This is a genomic window from Pseudomonas zanjanensis, assembly GCF_014268745.2.
Lineage (GTDB): Bacteria > Pseudomonadota > Gammaproteobacteria > Pseudomonadales > Pseudomonadaceae > Aquipseudomonas > Aquipseudomonas zanjanensis.
Genome location: NZ_JABWRB020000002.1, coordinates 329,017 through 349,423, shown reverse-complemented (window position 1 = coordinate 349,423; position 20,407 = coordinate 329,017). Strand labels below are relative to the sequence as shown.

At 61.5% G+C, this 20,407-nt stretch carries 22 protein-coding genes; 10 read left to right on the top strand and 12 right to left on the bottom strand.

From position 1 onward, the window contains the following. Positions 1–25: 25 nt before the first annotated feature. A complete protein-coding gene (locus HU715_RS17390) occupies positions 26–2,131 on the top strand; it encodes a TonB-dependent siderophore receptor (RefSeq protein WP_186705034.1) in 2,106 nt (701 codons plus the stop codon). 10 nt (positions 2,132–2,141) lie between these two features. Then, complete coding sequence (locus tag HU715_RS17385; RefSeq protein ID WP_186705033.1) at positions 2,142–2,861, top strand: DUF4198 domain-containing protein; 720 nt, start codon at positions 2,142–2,144, stop codon at positions 2,859–2,861. A gap of 343 nt (positions 2,862–3,204) precedes the next feature. On the opposite strand, the gene HU715_RS17380 is transcribed toward HU715_RS17385, so the two are convergent. The 3 genes from HU715_RS17380 to HU715_RS17370 are packed head-to-tail and all read right to left on the bottom strand — an operon-like array spanning position 3,205 to position 4,322. Continuing rightward, positions 3,205–3,828 carry an SOS response-associated peptidase gene (locus tag HU715_RS17380; protein WP_186705032.1) on the bottom strand — a complete coding sequence of 208 codons (624 nt, stop codon included), beginning with the start codon at positions 3,826–3,828 and terminating at the stop codon, positions 3,205–3,207. Positions 3,829–3,867: 39 nt separating this feature from the next. Continuing rightward, on the bottom strand, positions 3,868–4,128 hold the full coding sequence (locus tag HU715_RS17375; RefSeq protein WP_186705031.1) for a putative signal transducing protein: 261 nt from the start codon (positions 4,126–4,128) through the stop codon (positions 3,868–3,870). An 11-nt stretch (positions 4,129–4,139) separates the two neighbouring features. Continuing rightward, the gene (locus tag HU715_RS17370) at positions 4,140–4,322 is read right to left on the bottom strand and encodes a CPXCG motif-containing cysteine-rich protein (protein ID WP_186705030.1); all 183 of its coding nucleotides are present in this window, start codon (positions 4,320–4,322) and stop codon (positions 4,140–4,142) included. Positions 4,323–4,461: 139 nt separating this feature from the next. Between HU715_RS17370 and HU715_RS17365 the strand changes: the two genes are divergently transcribed. Then, positions 4,462–5,628, top strand: coding sequence for a 1-acyl-sn-glycerol-3-phosphate acyltransferase (locus HU715_RS17365; protein ID WP_186705029.1), 1,167 nt, complete (start codon positions 4,462–4,464; stop codon positions 5,626–5,628). Positions 5,629–5,908: 280 nt separating this feature from the next. On the opposite strand, the gene HU715_RS17360 is transcribed toward HU715_RS17365, so the two are convergent. After that, positions 5,909–6,190: a hypothetical protein gene (locus tag HU715_RS17360; RefSeq protein ID WP_014340169.1), complete on the bottom strand. Its 282-nt coding sequence runs from the start codon at positions 6,188–6,190 to the stop codon at positions 5,909–5,911. A gap of 414 nt (positions 6,191–6,604) precedes the next feature. On the opposite strand from HU715_RS17360, the gene HU715_RS17355 reads away from it, so the two are divergent. Next, positions 6,605–6,811: a hypothetical protein gene (locus HU715_RS17355; RefSeq protein ID WP_058544127.1), complete on the top strand. Its 207-nt coding sequence runs from the start codon at positions 6,605–6,607 to the stop codon at positions 6,809–6,811. Positions 6,812–6,974: 163 nt separating this feature from the next. On the opposite strand, the gene HU715_RS17350 is transcribed toward HU715_RS17355, so the two are convergent. Continuing rightward, a complete protein-coding gene (locus tag HU715_RS17350; RefSeq protein ID WP_003205489.1) occupies positions 6,975–7,559 on the bottom strand; it encodes a YajG family lipoprotein in 585 nt (194 codons plus the stop codon). Positions 7,560–7,764: 205 nt separating this feature from the next. Here HU715_RS17350 and HU715_RS17345 point away from each other — a divergent pair, with 205 nt between their 5' ends. Both HU715_RS17345 and mqo read left to right on the top strand, forming a co-directional pair. Continuing rightward, on the top strand, positions 7,765–7,998 hold the full coding sequence (locus HU715_RS17345; protein WP_186705028.1) for a hypothetical protein: 234 nt from the start codon (positions 7,765–7,767) through the stop codon (positions 7,996–7,998). A 738-nt stretch (positions 7,999–8,736) separates the two neighbouring features. Further along, positions 8,737–10,242, top strand: a complete 1,506-nt coding sequence (gene mqo / locus HU715_RS17340; RefSeq protein WP_186705027.1) for a malate dehydrogenase (quinone) — start codon at positions 8,737–8,739, stop codon at positions 10,240–10,242. Between the two features lie 63 nt (positions 10,243–10,305). Here mqo and HU715_RS17335 read toward each other — a convergent pair whose 3' ends face one another. The 3 genes from HU715_RS17335 to HU715_RS17325 form a co-directional block, all read right to left on the bottom strand. Beyond that, a complete protein-coding gene (locus HU715_RS17335) occupies positions 10,306–10,764 on the bottom strand; it encodes a hypothetical protein (RefSeq protein WP_186705026.1) in 459 nt (152 codons plus the stop codon). Positions 10,765–10,953: 189 nt separating this feature from the next. Then, positions 10,954–11,241: a PA4642 family protein gene (locus tag HU715_RS17330; RefSeq protein ID WP_186705025.1), complete on the bottom strand. Its 288-nt coding sequence runs from the start codon at positions 11,239–11,241 to the stop codon at positions 10,954–10,956. A 61-nt stretch (positions 11,242–11,302) separates the two neighbouring features. Continuing rightward, positions 11,303–11,788: a hypothetical protein gene (locus tag HU715_RS17325; RefSeq protein ID WP_186705024.1), complete on the bottom strand. Its 486-nt coding sequence runs from the start codon at positions 11,786–11,788 to the stop codon at positions 11,303–11,305. Positions 11,789–12,119: 331 nt separating this feature from the next. On the opposite strand from HU715_RS17325, the gene dauA reads away from it, so the two are divergent. Beyond that, a complete protein-coding gene (gene dauA / locus HU715_RS17320) occupies positions 12,120–13,859 on the top strand; it encodes a C4-dicarboxylic acid transporter DauA (protein ID WP_186705023.1) in 1,740 nt (579 codons plus the stop codon). 151 nt (positions 13,860–14,010) lie between these two features. On the opposite strand, the gene HU715_RS17315 is transcribed toward dauA, so the two are convergent. Together HU715_RS17315 and HU715_RS17310 are read right to left on the bottom strand one after the other, a co-directional pair. Then, on the bottom strand, positions 14,011–14,484 hold the full coding sequence (locus HU715_RS17315; RefSeq protein ID WP_186705022.1) for a WbuC family cupin fold metalloprotein: 474 nt from the start codon (positions 14,482–14,484) through the stop codon (positions 14,011–14,013). A 3-nt stretch (positions 14,485–14,487) separates the two neighbouring features. Further along, positions 14,488–15,045, bottom strand: a complete 558-nt coding sequence (locus HU715_RS17310) for a hypoxanthine-guanine phosphoribosyltransferase (RefSeq protein ID WP_053125250.1) — start codon at positions 15,043–15,045, stop codon at positions 14,488–14,490. 162 nt (positions 15,046–15,207) lie between these two features. Here HU715_RS17310 and upp point away from each other — a divergent pair, with 162 nt between their 5' ends. Continuing rightward, a complete protein-coding gene (gene upp, locus HU715_RS17305; protein ID WP_186705021.1) occupies positions 15,208–15,846 on the top strand; it encodes a uracil phosphoribosyltransferase in 639 nt (212 codons plus the stop codon). Positions 15,847–15,848: 2 nt separating this feature from the next. Continuing rightward, on the top strand, positions 15,849–17,123 hold the full coding sequence (locus HU715_RS17300) for a uracil-xanthine permease family protein (RefSeq protein WP_186705020.1): 1,275 nt from the start codon (positions 15,849–15,851) through the stop codon (positions 17,121–17,123). A gap of 132 nt (positions 17,124–17,255) precedes the next feature. On the opposite strand, the gene hemH is transcribed toward HU715_RS17300, so the two are convergent. Then, the gene (gene hemH / locus HU715_RS17295; protein WP_186705019.1) at positions 17,256–18,281 is read right to left on the bottom strand and encodes a ferrochelatase; all 1,026 of its coding nucleotides are present in this window, start codon (positions 18,279–18,281) and stop codon (positions 17,256–17,258) included. A 13-nt stretch (positions 18,282–18,294) separates the two neighbouring features. Then, positions 18,295–19,194 (bottom strand): TIGR01777 family oxidoreductase, encoded by a 900-nt coding sequence (locus tag HU715_RS17290; RefSeq protein ID WP_186705018.1) that lies wholly within the window; start codon positions 19,192–19,194, stop codon positions 18,295–18,297. 196 nt (positions 19,195–19,390) lie between these two features. On the opposite strand from HU715_RS17290, the gene HU715_RS17285 reads away from it, so the two are divergent. Then, positions 19,391–20,377: an NAD(P)/FAD-dependent oxidoreductase gene (locus tag HU715_RS17285; RefSeq protein ID WP_186705017.1), complete on the top strand. Its 987-nt coding sequence runs from the start codon at positions 19,391–19,393 to the stop codon at positions 20,375–20,377. Positions 20,378–20,407: the final 30 nt, after the last annotated feature.

Below are 20,407 nucleotides of genomic sequence, written 5' to 3'. Positions count from 1 at the left end.
ATACTAAAAATTGGAACAACATAACATGTCATCCCTGAAACGGATTTCCGCTGCCAGCCTCGCCCTGGGCCTGCTCGGCGATCCCGCCTACGCCGAAGAAGTCCAGCCGCTGGAGCTGGACGCCATCACCGTAACGTCCGACTACGAATCCGCCACCGGGCCTGTCACGGGCTATCGCGCCACCCGCTCCGCCAGTGCAACCAAGACCGACACGGCCCTGCGCGACATCCCGCAATCGATCAGCGTGATTCCCGCCAGCGTGCTCAAGGACCTGGGCAGCACCAGTGTTGAACGGGCATTAGAGTATGCTGGCGGCGTGTCGAAGCAGAACAATTTCGGTGGCCTGACGCTTTACGAATACAGCGTGCGCGGTTTCACCACCTCGGAGTTCTACAAGGACGGTTTCAGCGCCAACCGCGGCTATCCGAGCACCCCGGACGCCGCGAACATCGAACGCATCGAAGTGCTCAAGGGCCCGGCGGCCAGCCTGTATGGCCGAGGCGACCCTGGCGGCACGGTGAACATTGTCACCAAGAAACCGCAACCGGAAGCCTTCACCACGCTGCAAACCAGCGCCGGAAGCTGGGATCGTTACCGAACCGCGCTGGACGTCAACACGCCACTGGATGCCGAAGGCAACGTGCTGTCGCGGGTCAATCTGGCGGTCGAGGACAACAATAGCTTCCGCGACCATGTCGGCAGCAAGCGTGTTTTCGTTGCGCCTTCCATCAGTTGGCAACTGAACCCTGATACGCGGTTGCTGGTGGAAAGCGAAATCGTGCGCCACAGCTCGACGTTCGACCGTGGCATCGTCGCTCCGAACAATCGCTGGAGCGGCGTTTCCCGCTCGACTTTCCTGGGCGAGCCCAACGACGGCGACATCGACAACCACAACAACATGCTCCAGGCCGCCCTCGAACATCAGCTCAACGACGCCTGGCAACTGCGCCTGGCCAGCCACTACAAGCAGGGTGAACTCTGGGGTTTCGCTTCCGAAGCGCGTCCGCTGAACGCCGACGGCCACACGGTGGACCGCCGCTATCGCGAGCGCGACAACAATTGGCACGACAGCATCACCCAACTTGAATTGCGTGGAATCTTCGACCTCGGCCCCTGGCAGCACGAACTGTTGATCGGCACGGAATACGAGGACTACCGCAAGAACGAGCGCGTGACCACCATCAACGGCAGCGCTTATCCCATCGACATTTATCAACCGATTTACGGCCAGCCAAAACCTGATGGCAAACGCATCGGCCCCGATTTTTTCGAACATGTACAAAGCCGCGCGCTGAACCTGCAAGACCAGATCGTCTTCACCGACAAGCTGCGGGGCATGCTTGGCGTGCGCTACGAGCATTTCGAGCAGAGCATCGAAGACCACAACACCCATCTCACCAGCCGCCAACGCCACGACGCCCTGACCCAGCGGGCCGGCCTGCTATATCAATTGACGCCCGAGGTCGGCCTGTTCGCCAACGCCTCCACCTCGTTCAAGCCCAACAACGGCCTGGATGCCGGCGGCAAGACTTTCGATCCCGAGGAAGGGGTCGGCTATGAAGTGGGGATCAAGAGCGAGTTGTTCGACGATCGCCTGAGCACCACCCTGGCGGCGTTCCATATCGAGAAGGAAAACGTCCTGAGCCCGGTCGCCGGCACCGACTTCAGCCGCGCCATCGGCAAGGCCCGCAGCCAGGGCATCGACTTGCAACTGACCGGGCAGGTGACCGACGCCGTGCGGGTGATCGGCGCCTATGCCTACATCGATGCCGAAGTGACCAAGGGTGACCCGGGAAATCCCACCGGCAGCCGGATCCTCGGCGTCGCCAAACACAGCGGCAGCCTGCTGGGGGTCTACGAATTCCAGAATGGGCACCTGCGCGGCTCGGATGTTGGCGCGGCGTTCACTTACGTCGGCGATCGCTCGGGCGAAGCCGGCAAGGATTTCGAACTGCCGGCCTACCACACCGTGGACCTGCTGGCCCATTACAAGGCCAGCGATGACGTCACCGTGGGCCTGAACCTGAATAACGTCTTCGACGAAAAATACTACGAACGCTCCTACAGCAATTACTGGGTCACGCCCGGCGATCCGCGCAACTTCACTGTCAGCCTCACCCTCGATCTATAAGGAAGTCAGCATGAAATACCCCAAGACCTTCGCCCTGCTTGGCCTGTTCCTGGCCGCGCAGGCCTCGGCCCATGGCCTGTGGACCGAACAGCGTCGCGGCAACATCGAAGTGATCTACGGCCACGGTGCCGAAGACAATGCCTTCAAGGCGCAGAAAATCAGCGGTGCCTGGGCCTATGACCTGGGCGGCAAGATGATTCCGGTCACCGTAGAACGCCTGCCGGACCACGCCCGCCTGCAACCGCTCAAACCGCCAGCCGTACTGGCGGTGGCGCTGGACAACGGCATGTGGTCCCAGACGGCGGACAAGAAGTGGATCAACGAAGGCCGCAGCAAAGTGCCCGGGGCGGTCGAAGCGACCCAGACGTTCAAGTACAGCCTGGCGATTTATGAGCCTGGGGCGAAACTGCCGACGCTTGCACCGATCAAGTTCGTGATCCTGCCGGAAGTCGACCCGCTGACCGTAGGCCCGGGCCAGTCATTACCGGTCCGGGTGCTGCTGGACGGCAAACCGGCGGCCGGGGTGAAACTGGTGGGCGACTACCGCAGCGCGCCGAACACCGTCTCGACGGAAACCGACGCAGAGGGCCGGGCCAAGGTACTGGTGCGCAACGAAGGCCTGAATGTGATCGCGGCGCACATGGAAATCAAGCTCAAGGACAACAAGGACGTGGACACCCGTGGCGTGTTCACTTCGCTGACGTTCCTGGGTGAGCCGCATCACGAGTAACCCACAAATCTTATTGTGGGAGCGAGCCTGCTCGCGATGACAGTATGTCAGCCACATTAATGTCGACTGATCCGCCGCTATCGCGAGCAGGCTCGCTCCCACAGGGGACAGGCGGTGCACACATTTTTTGTGAACACCCACAAGCTATTGTGGGCTTGCTCGCGAAAGCGGTGGGTCAGCTTGCATGAATGTTGGGTGTCATGCCCCTTTCGCGAGCAAGCCCGCTCCCACATTAGGGGATGGTCGGTGTACGGGAAATTTGAATACACCTGTAATTCACTGTGGGAGCGAGCCTGCTCCGGGCGGCGATCCGACGATGGGGCCAATACAAGCGCCGCGACACTCAAGCCGGCGTCAAGCACTCCGGCCCATTTAGCTTCGGATCATTGACCATATTGGCCAACACCCGCTCGCGCAGTGGCGCCGGCTCGCTGGCCAACAGCCCTTGCAAGGCATGCAGCGGGGTCTCGGGGTCGAGCCACAGGCGCTGGCCTGCTTCGTCCAGGATCAACGGCCGGCGTTGACCCGCCGCCGGTTGGGTGATCACCGCCGTGCTCAACCACACCTGTTCCTGCACCGGATACGCTTCCCAGATCGCGGCAAAAAACAACGACGAGCCCTCCCCCGGCGTCAGCCAGTACGGACGCTTGCGCGTGCCGCCGCGCCACTCGTAGAAGCCGTTGGCCGGCAGCAGGCAGCGGCGCAGGCGCAAGGCCTCGCGGAACATCGGTTGCTCGGCCACGGTTTCGGCCCGGGCATGGGCCGGGGTGCGGGACAGGTCGGTCAGCCACGGCGGCGTCAGGCCCCAGCGAGCCCGGGCCAGCTCGCGCTGCCCCTCGGCGCCGGCCCGCAGTATCAGCACCGAATCGTTGGGCGAAATATTCCATTGGGCCTTCTGATCGGCGGGAAAACCGGGCAGGGCCGCGAAGGTGGGGTTCCAGCGAAACAGGGCATAACGTCCACACATGGGGCAACACGACTCTTGATCGAACGAACGACCGCCAGCCTAACAGACCAGCGTGCCGGGGTAGCTGTCCGGTTCATCGCCGGGCAGCGGCAGCGCCGCATTGTACGCGGCGATCAACTCCCGGGCGTATTGCGCCTGGTCGTCTTCCACCGCCAGCCCGAGCAATCCATGCATCGGCAACTCCCCCACACCGCCGACCAGGTCGCGCCCCACCAGATGCGCCGTGACACCCTCACTGGCGAGCATGCCTTGCAGCAACTCGCCTTCCATCAAGTTGTCCAGCTCGTAGATTCGCTGCATGGGCGCCCCCTTCACTCGTTTTCGCTGAAGACTTCGAGATGCCACTCTTCTTCATGGACCTGCAGTACAAAGGTGACCGGCCGACAGCACACCTGACAGTCCTCGATGTAGGTCTGATCACCGCCGGACAAGTCCACGGTTGTCTCTACTTCCTCCCCACAATAGGGACAATCATAACTAGCCTGTTCCAGCATCGCGGTCTCCCAAGTGACTTGTGCGTATAATCGCCGGTCTATTTGCAGGGCTATTTTCGTCTGGCTTATCTTCCAGGCCGTGCCCCGTCGTTTTTTCGATCGAACCTTTACTTACCCTAGCCGTTTCCAACAAGAGAGCATGATGGGCGAATTCGATGCCATCCGACCTTACGACGACAGCGAAGTCCCAGCGGTGCTGGCACGGCTGCTCGGCGACAAGGCGTTTCTAGATATCCTCACCCACTTCCGCTTCCCACGCCTGGCCGGCGCCTTCGGCTGGATGCTCAAACCTCTTATAGCGCAAAGATTGCGCCGTGAGTTCGCCGGTGTGACGTCGGTCGCTACGTTGCAGGACAAGGTGGAGTTCTACGTCGACCACACCATTGAGCGCGCCACCGATGGCGTGACCTACACCGGGGTGGAGCAATTCAAGTCCGGCAGTGCCTATCTGTTCATCGCCAACCACCGCGATATCGTGATGGACCCGGCCTTCGTCAACTATGCCGTGTACCACGCCGGCCTGCCGACGCCGCGCATCGCCATTGGCGACAACCTGCTGCAAAAGCCCTTTGTCAGCGACCTGATGCGCCTGAACAAGAGCTTTATCGTGCACCGTTCCATCACCGGGCGGCGGGAAAAAATGGCGGCGTACCAGTTGCTGTCGGCGTATATCAACCATTCGATCCGCAACGACTGCGCCTCGATCTGGATCGCCCAGGCCGAAGGGCGGGCCAAGGACGGTGACGACCGGACCGAATCGGCGATCCTCAAGATGTTCCACATGAGCCGCAAGGACGAGCCGTTCGGTGAGGTGATCCAATCACTGAACCTCACGCCGGTGTCGATCAGCTACGAATACGACCCGTGCGACCAGGCCAAGGCCCGCGAGTTGTGCATCCGCGCCACCACCGGCACCTACACCAAGGCCCCGGGCGAAGACGACGTGAGCATTGCCAAGGGCATCACCGGCTACAAGGGCCGGGTCCATGTGAACTTCGCCGCGCCCATCACCGAGCTGTTCGAGGACACCAAGCAATTGGCCCTGGAAATGGACCGGCAGATTCTCGGCGGCTACCGGCTGTTCCCGGTGCATTACCTGGCCTACGCCCAATGGGCCGACGCCGACCCGCAGTTACAGGTGCCGACGGCGGCCGAGGTGTTTGGTGCTGATGAGTTGGCCAAGGCCCAGGAGGAATGGCAGCGCCGACTGGACGCATGCCCGCCGGAACACCGGCCATTCCTGGTGCTGCAATATGCGACGCCGGTGCGTAACCAATATCGGGTCAAGGCGGGGTTGGCGCTTTAAAGCCGGGCTTGCGAGGGCCTGGTTTGGCCTCTGTGGCCTCTGTGGCCTCTGTGGCCTCTGTGGCCTCTGTGGCCTCTGTGGCGAGGGAGCTTGCTCCCGCTCGATTGCACAGCAATCGCAACACAGGCTTGGAGCTAGGGTTGAGCGTTCGAGAGGGGCTGCTTTGCAGCCCAGCGGGAGCAAGCTCCCTCGCCACAAAAGCACTTTTGCCAGGCAATCCTCATTTGCCCTGCAAACACTTTTACAAAGCGATCCTCGATTGCCTTGCAAGGCTACTGCTTCAGAACTGCGTACTGATCCACGACACCAGCAACGCCAGCGCCAGGCAGCCGAAGCCAAACCGGTAGAAAAACCGGTTCATGCGCTGGGTGGCCAGATCCAGCAGCGCTTCAAATCGTTCGTTGCCATCGCGATTGCGGGCTTCAAGGCAGGCCCGCGCCCGTTGTTCACGGCGGCGCGTCGCATGCAGCACCCAGCCGCCCGGGCAGGCAAACAGCAACGCGAGCAAGTTGATCAGTTTGGCGGGGTGGGCAGCGAACAACGAAAGCAGATGCGACGACATCACGAACCTCAAGCGAAAAACGGACGGGACACGTCCGTGGCCTACGAACAGGGCGCGGATTCTACCGAAAGCCTGCCGCCCTGCGCCGTTTTTTCCGACCAGTAACGATCCCCTACGGGATTGGATGCTTTTGTGGCGAGGGAGCTTGCTCCCGCTGGGGTGCGAAGCGCCCCCATGAGCGTAATCAATCAACCGAGACGCCGCAGGGTCAGTTTGGGGCTGCTGCGCAACCCAGCGGGAGCAAGCTCCCTCGCCACAGGAATGTCGCCAAGCGTTCGGGCCGTGTGTGTTTTTTGTTGGGCTGGCCTGGTCATTACAGGCTCGGCGATCAGGCCTTGGATTAATTTTCCCAGTCACGGTTTCGTCATCTGATTAGGCCACTCTGTCGCCCTTCAAACCTGCACGGAACCCGTCATGCTGCACGCCGAAAACCAGGATCGTCTCTATCTCATCAGCCCGAGCGACGAACAACAGAACCTCGTCGACAGCTTGTCCTTCAATGTGCAGGACCGCCATTGGCTGGTGTATTGCGCCCTCGGCGGCCATCCACATGCCGACCTGCCGGAGACAGACCTGCTGACCGGGATCAGCGTGCTGGAGTTCTATTCCCAGGCAGCCTGAGAATTTCGCCCATAAAAAACCCCTGTGGGAGCGAGTCGGTGTGGGAGCGGGCTTGCTCGCGAAAGCGTTGTGCCAGTCAACATTCATGCAGCTGGCCCACCGCCTTCGCGAGCAAGCCCGCTCCCACACAAGCTCGCTCCCACAGGGGATAGGGGTTTGTTATTTACTCAGCCAGCACCTGGCCAATGGTCGGGTCCTTGAACAGCCGGGTCAGGGCATCGCTCAAGACATCGCTGACCAGCTTGGTATTGGTGTCCTGGTTAGGTGCCATGCCGAAGCGCTGGTCCAGGGACGCACCGTAGCGACCGCTATAGCGCCGGTTGGCGTTCTGCACGTCGGAGCGGAAGGTCGCGCCGATGGTGGCTTCGGTCACGTACATGCCTTCCTTGGGCGACTGGTACTTGAGCTCGGCCAAGGTCACGGTCAGTTGCGGAGCATTCAAGGCATTGGCGGTCGGCGTGAAGCCCAACAAACGCACCGCGGCTTCAGCCTGGGCCTGCAGCTTGGGCAGGATCTGCGCGCCCTGCACCGTGATCACGCTGGTTTCCGGATACAGCCCACCGCGGGTGCCGAGCGTCGGCGACGGACGACCGTCCACGACCCGCACCACCACCGGCTGGCCACGACCCACAGGCGCCAGTTGGGCATTGAGCTTGGGCTCCGGGTTAAGTTGTTGCGGGCTGTGGGCGCAGCCGACGAGGGTCAGACTGGTCACAGCGATCAAACCGAACAACAGGCGTTGCAACATGCTCTTCTCTCCAGAATCGGGCACAAACAGGCCGGCAGTATAGCGGTGCGCCATCGCGGTGAACTAGCGTCATACGATGAATACTGAAATGTCTGACACGGGCCGTGATTGCCGGTTCCTGTCACCCCACTGTCACGATCCTTACACCGGTATGTCATGGCCCGCTGTCAGGCTTGCTCCAAGCTTCCTGACCCGGTATCCGCTCATGCGCTTCCTCATTTCGCTGTTCACCCCGCGCCCCCATCACCGCAGCTTCGCCCTGCTCGATCGCAACGGCCGTTGCCAGGCGTTCAAGCAGTGCAGCCTGCAACCCATGGGCGAAGGCTGGGTGGAAATCGATGAGATCCGTCTCAACTGGTTGCACCAGCCATTGCCCGCCAGCGCCCGCGTGCAACCGCTTCGTGCCCGCGCACGCAACCGGCAACTGTTGACCACCTGACCGGACGGCTAATAAAAGTCATTAAACACGACCATTTCCCTGCGTTTCTTCGATACAATCTCCCCCCGATTATAAGGACGTCTCCTGATCGGGCCGCGCAACACCGCTGATGCGCTGGTATTGGCACCCCGCACCGCCCACAGAGAGCCGCCCACACAGATCGAGTGAAGCTGGCGCGCTTGCTGTTCCTCCAGGCAAATCACCACTTTTCGCGAATCTGCAGAGCTGTCATTACGCTCGGTCACTGAGCTGTCTGCCCGTTTTGCCTGTCATGTATTCCATGGGGGCAACCAAACCGGGCGCAGTGCCAGGCTGGGACAGCCCTTTTTTGAGGTTCACGTCTTCAAAAGAGCGTGAAAAAACGGGTTTTCACAACTTCACGAGAGTGTGGCGAGCAAATGAAGAGTTTTGCGTCTGAACAAGCACCATTGGCGTCTGAAACAGCCCAACGACACAGGACCGGATATCGCTCAAGAACCGGCGCCTGAAGCCTGTCCGCTACGGATTTGGTTGCACGAACGGATGTCTCGGCCATAAGTCGAATTGCCTGCCCGGCGCTTAAATGAGTTCATGTGACTCTTGAGGCCAGGCTGCATGCATCCGCAGTAGGTGCGAAAAATTGCGAAGATTCGGACATGGCGATCCTGGCCATGGATCACTGGGGCGCAACTGACCTGCCCCGCCACTCCTGGCCGCTATGCCGACAATTTGGTGCTGCAGATTTTGGAGACGCGTTAAATGGCGCATAACGAAGCAGTCGATGTAGTTCTGGTAGGGGCCGGCATCATGAGTGCCACCCTGGCCGTGCTGCTCAAGGAGCTCGACCCCGCGATGTCGCTGGAAGTCGTCGAGCTGATGGATTCCGGTGCCGCGGAGAGTTCCAACCCGTGGAACAACGCCGGTACCGGCCATGCCGGGCTGTGTGAGCTCAACTACACGCCCCAGGCGGCCGACGGCACTGTCGACATCAAGAAAGCCGTGCACATCAACACCCAGTTCGAGGTGTCGAAACAGTTCTGGACGTACCTGACCCAAAAAGGCACGTTCGGCTCCTCCAAGTCTTTCATCGCCCCGGTGCCACACCTGAGCTTCGTGCAAGGCGAGAAAGGCGTGGCGTTCCTGAAGAAGCGTTTCGAGTTGATGCACCAGCATCACGCCTTCGCCGACATGGAATACACCGAAGACAAGGCCAAGATGGCCGAGTGGATGCCGTTGATGATGCCTGGCCGGCCAGACGATGAAGTCATCGCCGCCACCCGCGTCATGAACGGTACCGACGTCAATTTCGGCGCGCTGACCAACCAGTTGCTCAAGCACCTGACCAGCGCCCCGGATACCCAAGTCAAATACTGCAAGCGCGTTACCGGGCTCAAGCGCAACGGCAGCGGCTGGACCGTGAGCATCAAGGACGTCAATTCCGGCAGCACCCGCGAAGTCGACGCCAAGTTTGTATTCCTCGGCGCCGGCGGCGCGGCGCTGCCGCTGCTGCAAGCCTCGGGCATCGAGGAAAGCAAGGGCTTCGGCGGCTTCCCGGTCAGCGGCCAGTGGCTGCGTTGCGACAACCCGGAAGTGGTCAAGCACCACCAGGCCAAGGTCTACAGCCAGGCCGCCGTGGGTTCGCCGCCCATGTCGGTGCCGCACCTGGACACCCGCGTGGTCGACGGCAAGAAATCCCTGCTGTTCGGACCCTACGCCGGTTTCACCACCAAGTTCCTCAAGCACGGCTCGATCATGGACCTTCCGCTGTCGGTACGTGCCGGCAACATCGGCCCGATGCTGGCCGTGGCCCGGGACAACATGGACCTGACCAAGTACCTGATCAGCGAAGTGATGCAATCCATGGAACAGCGCCTGGAATCCCTGCGCCGCTTCTACCCCGAGGCGAAAGCCGAAGACTGGCGCCTGGAAGTGGCCGGCCAACGGGTACAGATCATCAAGAAAGACCCGAAGAAAGGTGGCGTCCTGCAATTCGGCACCGAACTGGTGGCGGCCAAGGACGGCACCCTCGCCGCCCTGCTCGGCGCATCGCCGGGTGCATCGGTGACCGTGTCGATCATGCTGGAACTGATCGAGCGCTGCTTCCCGGACAAGGCCAAGGGCGAGTGGGCTACCAAGCTCGCGGAGATCTTTCCGGCACGGGAAAAAGTGCTGGAAACCGACGCGGCGCTGTATCGCAAGATCAATGTGCAGAACAACATTGCGTTGGAGTTGGTCGAAGACAGCAAGGCGCACAGTTACGCCTGATACCTTGCCGTTAATATAAAAAGCCTCCCGTGCAAAACGGGAGGCTTTTTATTTTCCGCGGCGTTATTTCATGGTGAATTTGATGCGTGTTCCGCCGTTGCGAACATAGTCGTCATCATCTTCTACATCAATCAATTGAGCGACACAATAATCCGTCGGCTCCGCATTGACCCAACGACGATAAGGCATTGCCCCTTCACTGACCGGTGTTCGTGCGACATGCCCAAAGCTGAAATGACAGGTGCGGCTGTCCTGCGTGTAGCTGAGGGCCTCTCGCTCGGCGCGCGATTGGGGCAGATAGTACGTCAGCTCCTGGCTCTCACCCGGGACTATCCAAAAATTGTGGCCCGAAGAGGCCCAATAATCAGTCCAGCTAAAGCCGCTACCAGGCACAATGTCGGCAGCTGTTGCGTTGTAGATTTCGACATTGACGATTTCATCTCGTGCGCAGGAAGCAGAACTTGCCAGGCACGCCGCCAGGGACAACAACACCCCGGCGATATACTTCTTTTGATCTTCCATGATGCATACAGCTCCATTTAAACGATGACGTTAAAGCCACTTGGCTTCGACGCAAAAGTAATGGAAATCCAAACAAAACAAAACACTCCGAATGGTGACATATCCTTTCGGAGCAACTTTAAAAGGAAGAAACTAGTTACGCACAAGCGAAGCGTTCAACGCCCCGAAGAGCGTTAACGGGATTTCAACTCAGCCGCGCGCCTTGTTGATCAACTCGATGTATTCCTCGGCATTACGCTGGTCCTTGATCAGCGCAACGAAATCGTTGCCGTGCTCATCCTTGCCATCGAGGTCATGGCCGGCCTCGACGAAGAACGTCAGGAAGCGCTCGAAATCGTCGACCCGCAGGCCACGGTAGGCCTTGATCAGTTTGTGCAACGACGGCGAAGTGGCATCGACCGGTTCGAAATTGAGGAACAGCTTGATCTGCTCGTCGCCAATTTCGTCGCCAATCACTTGTTTCTTGTCTTTACGCATTGCCGGCTCCAACTCGCACAATTCACGGGGCGGGCAGTTTACCCCCGGCAGGCCCCGGGGCTCAACGCGGGCGTTCGGCGCCGGTGTGCAGGTCGGCCCAGATATGGCCGTTGGCGTAAGTGAGGAACTGCACATAAACCGTGTTGTTGCGCAGCAGATCGATGACCACCCGGTACTGGGCCTGTGGATAAGACAGCGTCAGGGTCTTGCTCGCCTCATCGAAGACTGGCTTCTTCAGGCTTTTGCTTTCGCCGTCGAAGTTGAGGATCACCTGGCTGACGGTCGCTCCTTTGTTCAAGGGCTTGCCCTTGAGACGGACCAGCAGGGGCGAAGTGACCGGGATCGGTTGCTGGTTAGACTGGCGCTGGTTACCCAGCACCACCGAATATTCGGTCACTTGCAGCAACTGCTGCTGTTCAGGTTGTTCCTGGCGCACCACCAGGTCATCCGGTGGCAGGAACTGGCTGTGCATCGGCGCGGCCACGGCCGTCAAAGGCAGACAGGCGATCAACAACAAAATGGCGCAACGGCGGATCGATACACGCATGGCAAGCTCCAGGGTCTTGGCCGGGCACTCTAGCATGAGCACCGGCGGTAAAAATAAGCGATCCGGATCAATACATCCGGGCAGCGGGCGCGGCATACTCAAAGTGGGCATCAGCCTCGATCTCACTGGCGCATGCCTGTGTGGCGAGGGAGCTTGCTCCCGCTGGGTGGCGCAGCCGCCCCAAACAACAGGCGACTGCGATTCCCCTGGCAAACCGCGTCGACCCGTTTTACGACGGCTGCGCCGCCGAGCGGGAGCAAGCTCCCTCGCCACAGGGATCGTTGTTCGGCAGATCCAGATGTAACGCCCGTTCATTTTGTGTGGAGTGCCCATGTCTTTTTCCGCCCCACCGCTGTTCGCCGCCTGGCGCCAAACCTGGCGGGCCGGTTACACCCTCGAACGCCTGCGCGGCGATCTGGTGGCCGGGCTGACCGTCGGCATTATCGCCATCCCCCTGGCCATGGCCCTGGCGATTGCCGTCGGCGTGCCGCCGCAGCACGGTCTGTACACGGTGTTGGTGGCAGCGCCGCTGATCGCCCTCACTGGCGGCTCACGCTTCAACGTGAGCGGGCCGACAGCGGCGTTCGTGGTCATCCTGCTGCCCATCACCCAGCAATACGGCCTGGGCGGCCTCTTGTTGTGCACCATGCTTGCCGGCCTGATCCTGATCGCCCTGGGCCTGATGCGCGCCGGCCGTTTGATCCAGTACATTCCCTACCCGGTCATCCTCGGTTTCACCGCGGGCATTGGCGTGGTCATTGCTACCTTGCAACTGAAGGACCTGCTGGGGCTGACCACCGCAGGCCAAGCCAAACACTACATCGAACAACTGGGGGAATTGCTCGTGGCGCTGCCCGGTGCCCGTCTCGGCGATGGAGTCATCGGCGCCGCGTGCCTGGCGGTGCTGATTGCCTGGCCGCGCTGGGTGCCCCGGGTGCCTGGGCATCTGGTGGCCCTGCTGGTGGGTACGCTGCTTGGGCTGGCGATGGAAAGCGGCGGATGGCCGATCGCGACGCTGGGCGAACGGTTCAGCTACGTTGTCGATGGCATCGTTCACCCAGGCATCCCACCTTTCTTACCGAGCTTCGACTGGCCCTGGAACCTGCCGGACGGCCAGGGGCATCGGTTGATCCTCTCCTATGACCTGATCCGCCAACTGCTGGCGCCCGCCTTTGCCATCGCCATGCTCGGCGCCATCGAATCCTTGTTGTGCGCGGTGGTGGCGGATGGCATGACCGGCAGCAAGCACGACCCCAACGCCGAGTTGATGGGCCAGGGCCTGGGCAATTTGGTGGCGCCGCTGTTCGGTGGCATCACCGCCACCGCCGCCATTGCCCGCAGCGCCACCAATGTGCGCAGCGGCGCCTCTTCACCGCTGGCCGCGATTATCCACAGCCTCGTGGTGCTGGTGGCGATTGTGCTGCTGGCGCCGCTGTTCAGTTATTTGCCCATGGCCGCACTGGCCGCGCTGTTGGTGATGGTCGCCTGGAACATGAGCGAAGCCGGGCATGTGCTGCACACCCTGCGCATCGCCCCGCGCAGCGACGTACTGGTGCTGCTGACCTGCCTGGGCCTGACGGTGCTGTTCGACATGGTCCTGGCCGTCGCAGTCGGCCTGCTGCTCGCCGCCGGGCTGTTCATCAAGCGCATGAGCGAACTGACCGACAGTGCCGAACTGCCGCGCCACTTCCACCAGGCCCTGCTGGACATGCCCGAACATGTACGCTGCTACGGGATCCGTGGGCCGCTGTTCTTCGGCGCGGCGGAAAAGGCCCTGGATGTGCTGCGCCGGTTCGACCCGGGCGTTCGTGTAGTGGTCGTGGACATGAGCGCCGTGCCGATGCTGGACATGACCGCCCTGGCCGCGCTGGAAAATATCCTGAAGGATTACCGCAAGCACGGCATCGGCCTGATCCTGGTCGCGACCGCGCCCCGGGTACGCCTGAAACTGCGCCGCGCCGGCATTCATCGCGAACAACGTCAGTTGGCGTATGTGCAGACCTTGGAGCAGGCGCGGGTCAAGAGCGAAAAATGGCTAGCCGGTAGCGCGACTCAAGCAAGGCTGGCCTGATCTGTAGCAAGGGAGCCTTTGTGGCGAGGGAGCTTGCTCCCGCTGGGCTGCGTAGCAGCCCCTTGGGGTGGAGTTGTGCAATTGCAGGTGGGTGCTCCGCACCCAAGCGGGAGCAAGCTCCCTCGCCACAAAAGCTCTCAGGCCACAGGTGCTAGGCGAATTGGGCGCGCATCCAGGCGTGGTATTGCGCTACGCCAGGCTCGCCTTCGCGGGGCGCCCAATGGGCCAGTTCGCCCTCGCCCACGGGCCGGTAAGGGCCGGCCTTGCATTCGAACATCAGGCTGTCGGCTTCCAGCACCACCAAGCCGTGGTACACGCCAGCCGGCAAGTCGACGCCGAGGCAATCGCCGCCGGCCTGCAGGATGCGCTTGTCCACCACCGCACCGGCCTGGTCAAAAATCAACACCCCCAATCGGCCCTTGAGCACCAGCAAGGTTTCCGCCTTGTCGGCACTCAGGTGACGGTGCGGCGGGATGTAGGTGGAAGGCTGCAAACCCACCGCCATGCGATGGCACGGCTCATCCATCCCATGGAAATTATGGTGCTGCCGCCCGCGAGGATTGGCCGCGGCTTTCTCGGCCAACTCATCGAACAGCGCTTGTTCCAGAAAGCTTGGCCGAGTCATCGATTACATGCCCTTGACGGCGAAGATGCCATTGGCGTTGCGCCAGTAACCTTTGTAGTCCATGCCATAACCGAAGATGTAGCGGTCGATGCATGGCAGGCCGACGAAATCGGCTTTCAAGTCCGGCCGCGCCTTGCGGTCATGGTCCTTGTCGATCAGCACGGCGGTGTGCACGGCACGGGCGCCGGCGTGTTTGCAGAAGTCGATGATTGCGCCCAGGGTGTGACCTTCGTCGAGGATGTCATCGATGATCAGCACGTCGCGGTCGATGAACGAGACTTCCGGCTTGGCTTTCCAAAACAGATCGCCGCCGCTGGTTTCGTTGCGATAACGCGTCGCGTGCAGGTAGGACGCTTCCAGGGGGAAGTTCAGGTAGGTCAACAGCTTGCCGGAGAAAATCAGCCCGCCGTTCATCACGCAGAACACCACCGGATTGGCATCGGCCAGTTGCTCGTTGATTTGCGCACCGACACGGGCGATGGCCGCTTCGACTTCGGCTTCGGTGTACAGGCAGTCAGCCTCTCGCATGATTTGACGGATATGCTCGAGATCAGCGGACATGGCGCTCTCCAAGGGGCAGGGTTCGGAAAAGCCGGCAAAGGTACGCATCCCGCCCGGCCAGATCAAGCGTTTGTGGACTAACGTTCTGTATTGTCTATAGGACAACACCCTCGGATAGATTAATCTAGGCCGGTTTTTTTGCCCGCCGCCGGAGCCTTCCCCATGCCCATCCTCGAGATCCGCCACCCGCTGATCAGACACAAACTCGGCCTGATGCGCCGCGCCGATATCAGCACGAAGAACTTCCGTGAACTGGCCCAGGAAGTCGGTGCCCTGCTCACCTACGAAGCCACCAAGGACCTGCCGCTGGAGTCCTATGACATCGACGGTTGGGCCGGTACGGTCCAGGTCGAGAAAATCGCCGGCAAGAAAATCACCGTGGTGCCGATCCTGCGCGCCGGCATCGGCATGCTCGAGGGCGTCCTGAGCCTGATCCCCGGGGCCAAGGTCAGCGCCGTGGGCGTGGCTCGCAACGAGCAGACCCTGCAAGCGCATACCTACCTGGAAAAACTGGTGCCGGAAATCGACGAGCGCCTGGCGATGATCATCGACCCGATGCTCGCCACTGGCAGCTCCATGGTCGCCACCATCGACCTGCTGAAAAAAGCCGGTTGCCGGGACATCCGCGCCATGGTGCTGGTCGCGGCCCCCGAAGGCATCAAGGCCGTGCAGGACGCCCACCCGGATGTGACCATCTACACCGCGTCCATCGACCAGAAACTCAACGAACATGGCTACATCATCCCGGGCCTGGGCGATGCCGGCGACAAGATCTTCGGCACCAAGCAGAAGGACGCTTGAGCATGCAAGACGAGTTCAACGATCCGCTCTGGCGCCAGATCCTGTCCGGTGCCCAGATGCTGTTCGTCGCCTTCGGCGCGCTGGTATTGATGCCGCTGATCACCGGGCTGGACCCTAACGTGGCGCTGTTCACCGCCGGTCTGGGAACGATCCTGTTCCAGGTCGTCACTGGGCGCCAGGTACCGGTGTTCCTGGCCTCGAGCTTTGCCTTCATCACCCCGATCATCCTCGCCAAAGGCCAGTTCGGCCTGGCCGCGACCATGGGCGGCGTGATGGCGGCGGGTTTCGTCTACACCTTCCTGGGCCTGGCGGTGAAGATCAAGGGCACCGGGTTCATCGATCGGCTGCTGCCGCCGGTGGTGATTGGCCCGGTGATCATCTCCATCGGCCTGGCCATGGCGCCGATTGCCGCCAACATGGCGATGGGCAAGGCCGGCGACGGCACCGAGCTGATTCATTATCAGACCGCGATGATGATTTCGATGCCGGCCCTGCTCACGACCTTGATCGTCGCGGTGTTCGGCAAAGGCATTTTCCGCCTGGTGCCGATCATTTCCGGCGTGCTGGTGGGCTTTGCCATGGCGTTTTTCTTCGGTGTCGTGGACACCGCGAAAATCGCCGCCGCGCCATGGTTCGCCCTGCCGGCCTTCACCGCGCCGGAGTTCAACTGGCAGGCGATCCTGTTCATCGTGCCGGTCGCCCTGGCGCCGGCCATCGAGCACATCGGTGGGGTGATTGCCGTAGGCAGCGTGACCGGTCGCGACTACCTGAAAAAACCCGGCCTGCATCGCACGCTGCTGGGTGACGGCATTGCCACCACCACCGCCGGCCTGTTCGGCGGCCCGCCCAACACCACCTACGCCGAAGTGACCGGCGCGGTGATGCTGACCAAGAACTACAACCCGAAGATCATGACCTGGGCGGCGATCTTTGCCATCAGCCTGGCGTTCATCGGCAAGTTCGGCGCGCTGCTGCAAAGCATCCCGGTGCCGGTGATGGGCGGGATCCTGTGCCTGTTGTTCGGCTCGATTGCGGCGGTGGGCATGAACACGCTGATCCGCCACAAGATCGACCTGGGCGAGGCGCGCAACCTGGTGATCGTTTCGGTGACGCTGGTGTTCGGCATCGGCGGTGTGCTGGTGGGCACCGGCACCGGCCCGGACGACTTCGGCCTCAAAGGCATCGCGCTGTGCGCGGTGGTGGCGATCGCGCTGAACCTGCTGCTGCCGGGTAATGACGGTTGGAAGCAGAAGAAGGTGGATGAGCCGCTGATTTAAAAGTTCTGTTGTCTGACAGGCCCTCTTCGCGAGCAAGCCCGCTCCCACACTTGATCCTCAGCGTACACAAACTTTGTGAACGACAAAGATCCAATGTGGGAGCGGGCTTGCTCGCGAAGGGGCCGCTGAAATCTACAGAGCTATCGGCGCCCGTTCGCAGAGGGTACTCAACGCCTTCGCCCACTGCGGCTCATCATTGAGGCAAGGCACCAACACCAATTCATCCCCACCCGCTTCGCGGAACTGCTCGCGGCCGCGATCGCCGATTTCCTCCAGGGTTTCAATGCAGTCGGCGACGAACGCCGGGCACATCACCAACACCTTCTTCACGCCGCTTTTAGCCAGTTCATCGAGACGCGCCTCGGTGTAGGGTTCGATCCACTTGGCCCGTCCCAAGCGCGACTGGAACGACACCGACCATTTGCCGTCCGCCAGCCCCATGCGTTGGGCGAACAGTTCGGCCGTACGGATGCATTGCGCGCGGTAACAGGTGGCCATGACCTCCGGCGGCGCGTTCTTGCAGCAGTCGGCATCCCTGAAGCAATGGAACCCCGTTGGGTCGAGCTTGGTCAGGTGCCGTTCCGGCAGGCCGTGAAAACTCAACAACAGATGATCGTGTTCCTGCATCAGGTACGGCTTGGCGCTGGTGACCAGGGCGTCGAGGTATTCCGGCTGATCGTAGAACGGCTGGAGGATCGAAAACTGCACATCGAGTTTCTTTTCCCGCACGACCCGCTTGGCCTCCTCGATCACCGTGGTCACGGTGCTGTCGGCGAACTGCGGGTACAACGGCGCCAAGGTGATCTTCTTGTGTCCCTGGCTCGCCAGCCGCACGAGCGCCGATTCAATGGACGGCTCGCCATAACGCATCGCCAGTTCCACCGGGCCCTGGGTCCACTGCGCGGTCATGGCCTGTTGCAGCCGGCGACTGAGCACCACCAGCGGCGAACCCTCCTCCCACCAGATCGAGGCGTAGGCATGGGCCGACTGCTCGGGACGCTTGATCAGGATCAGCGATACCAGCAAGCGCCGCACCGGCCATGGCAGGTCGATGACATACGGATCCATCAGGAATTGATTGAGGTAGCGGCGCACATCGGCCACCGAGGTGGAGGCAGGCGAACCCAGATTCACCAGAAGCAACGCGTGATCGGTCATGCAACGTCCTATTTCAAAGGCGGCTGGACAAGTCTTCCAGGGCCGCGGGCAAATCAGTGAACCGGAATGTGAAACCCGCCGCCTGCAATCGGGCCGGCGTGGCGCGCTGGCCGCCGAGCAACAGCAAGGACAATTCCCCCAGCGTGACCTTCAGCGCAAGCTCCGGCATCGGCACCACGGCCGGCCGATGCAAGACGCGCCCCAGGGCCTTGGCAAAATCGCGGTTGCGCACCGGGTTCGGCGCGCACGCATTATAAGGACCGCTGGCATCGGTGCGGTGCAGAAGAAAATCAATCAGGGCGATTTGATCGTCAATATGAACCCATGGCATCCACTGCCGACCATTGCCGATACGCCCGCCCAGCGCCAGTTTGAACGGCAGCAGCAGCCGCGACAAAAAGCCGCCCTCGGCAGACAGGACCAGGCCGGTACGCACCAGCACCACGCGCAGGCCCAAGGCCTCGGCCCGCTGCGCGGTTTCTTCCCAGGCGATGCACAACTGGCTGGCGAAATCTTCGCTCACCGGCCCCGACTCCTCGGTCAACTCACGCTCGCCACCATCGCCGTACCAACCCACCGCGGAACCGGAAATCAACACCTGCGGTTTCTGCTCGCAACGCCCCAGCCACGCCAGCAAAACTTCGGTCAACGTGATGCGACTGCTCCACAACAGCATCTTGCGTTTATGGCTCCAGGGACGGTCGGCAATCGGTGCTCCCGCGAGGTTGACCACCGCATCCACCGGCTCGTCAATTTCGTCGAGCCTGGCGACGCCCCGCACCGATGTCCCGCAGATTTTCGCCACCTCTTCGGGTCGACGACTCCATACCGTCAAGCGATGCCCCTGCTGCAACCAGAGGCGGCAGAGCTGACGTCCGATCAAACCAGTACCGCCGGTCAGCAATATGTGCATGAGATGTTCCTCGCATCGCGTTTTACCCGGCCCATTAGTCTATTTTTATAGGTAGGGATTTTTCGTATCGGACAGGGTCTGTGTTTAACAATAGGACAACCTGTCCAAACGCGAACGGTAAAACTTATACCAAAAACCAAAATTGTACAGGTTTAATCGACGGCGTAGTCTGTACAGAAAGGTAAACGAGGCCCTCATGACTGTACCTATCGCAATCATCGGCACCGGCATCGCCGGACTTTCAGCCGCCCAGGCCCTGACGGAGGCCGGGCATGTCGTTCAACTCTTCGATAAAAGCCATGGCAGTGGCGGACGCATGTCGAGCAAGCGCAGCGATGCCGGCGCGCTGGACATGGGCGCGCAATACTTCACCGCTCGCGACCGCCGCTTTGTCACGGAGGTCCAGCGCTGGCAAGCCAACGGCTGGGCCGCGGAATGGAACCCGCAGCTCTACAACTTCCAGAATGGACAATTGAGCCCATCGCCGGACGAGCAGACCCGCTGGGTCGGCACCCCGCGCATGAGCGCCATCACCCGCGCCTTGCTCGACAAGCTGCAAGTGCAGTTTTCCTGCCGGATCACCGAGGTGTACCGCGGCCAGGAACATTGGCATCTGCAGGACGCGGAAGGTTTCACCCATGGCCCCTTTGGCCAAGTGGTGATTGCCACACCCGCGCCCCAGGCCACCGCGTTGCTGGCGGCCGTACCGAAACTGGCTGCGGTGGCCGCCGGCGTGAAGATGGACCCGACCTGGGCCGTGGCGCTGGCTTTCGAAGCACCGTTGGATACGCCCATGGAAGGCTGCTTCGTGCAGGACAGCCCGCTGGACTGGCTGGCACGCAACCGCAGCAAACCGGGACGCGACAGCAAACTCGACACTTGGGTACTGCACGCCACCAGCGACTGGAGCCGGCAGCACATCGACCTGTCCAAGGAAGCGGTGATCGAACACCTGCACGGCGCGTTCGCTGAGCTGCTGCACAGTGCGATGCCCGCCCCGAGCTTCAGCGTGGCCCATCGCTGGCTCTACGCCCGCCCCGCCGGCAGCCACGAATGGGGCGCCCTGGCCGATGCCGACCTGGGCCTGTATGTATGCGGCGACTGGTGCCTGTCCGGCCGGGTCGAAGGCGCATGGCTCAGCGGCCAGGAGGCAGCACGCCGCCTGCATGCCAGCCTGCAATAAGATCGCGCGTTAGCGCTCGTCATCCGCTGC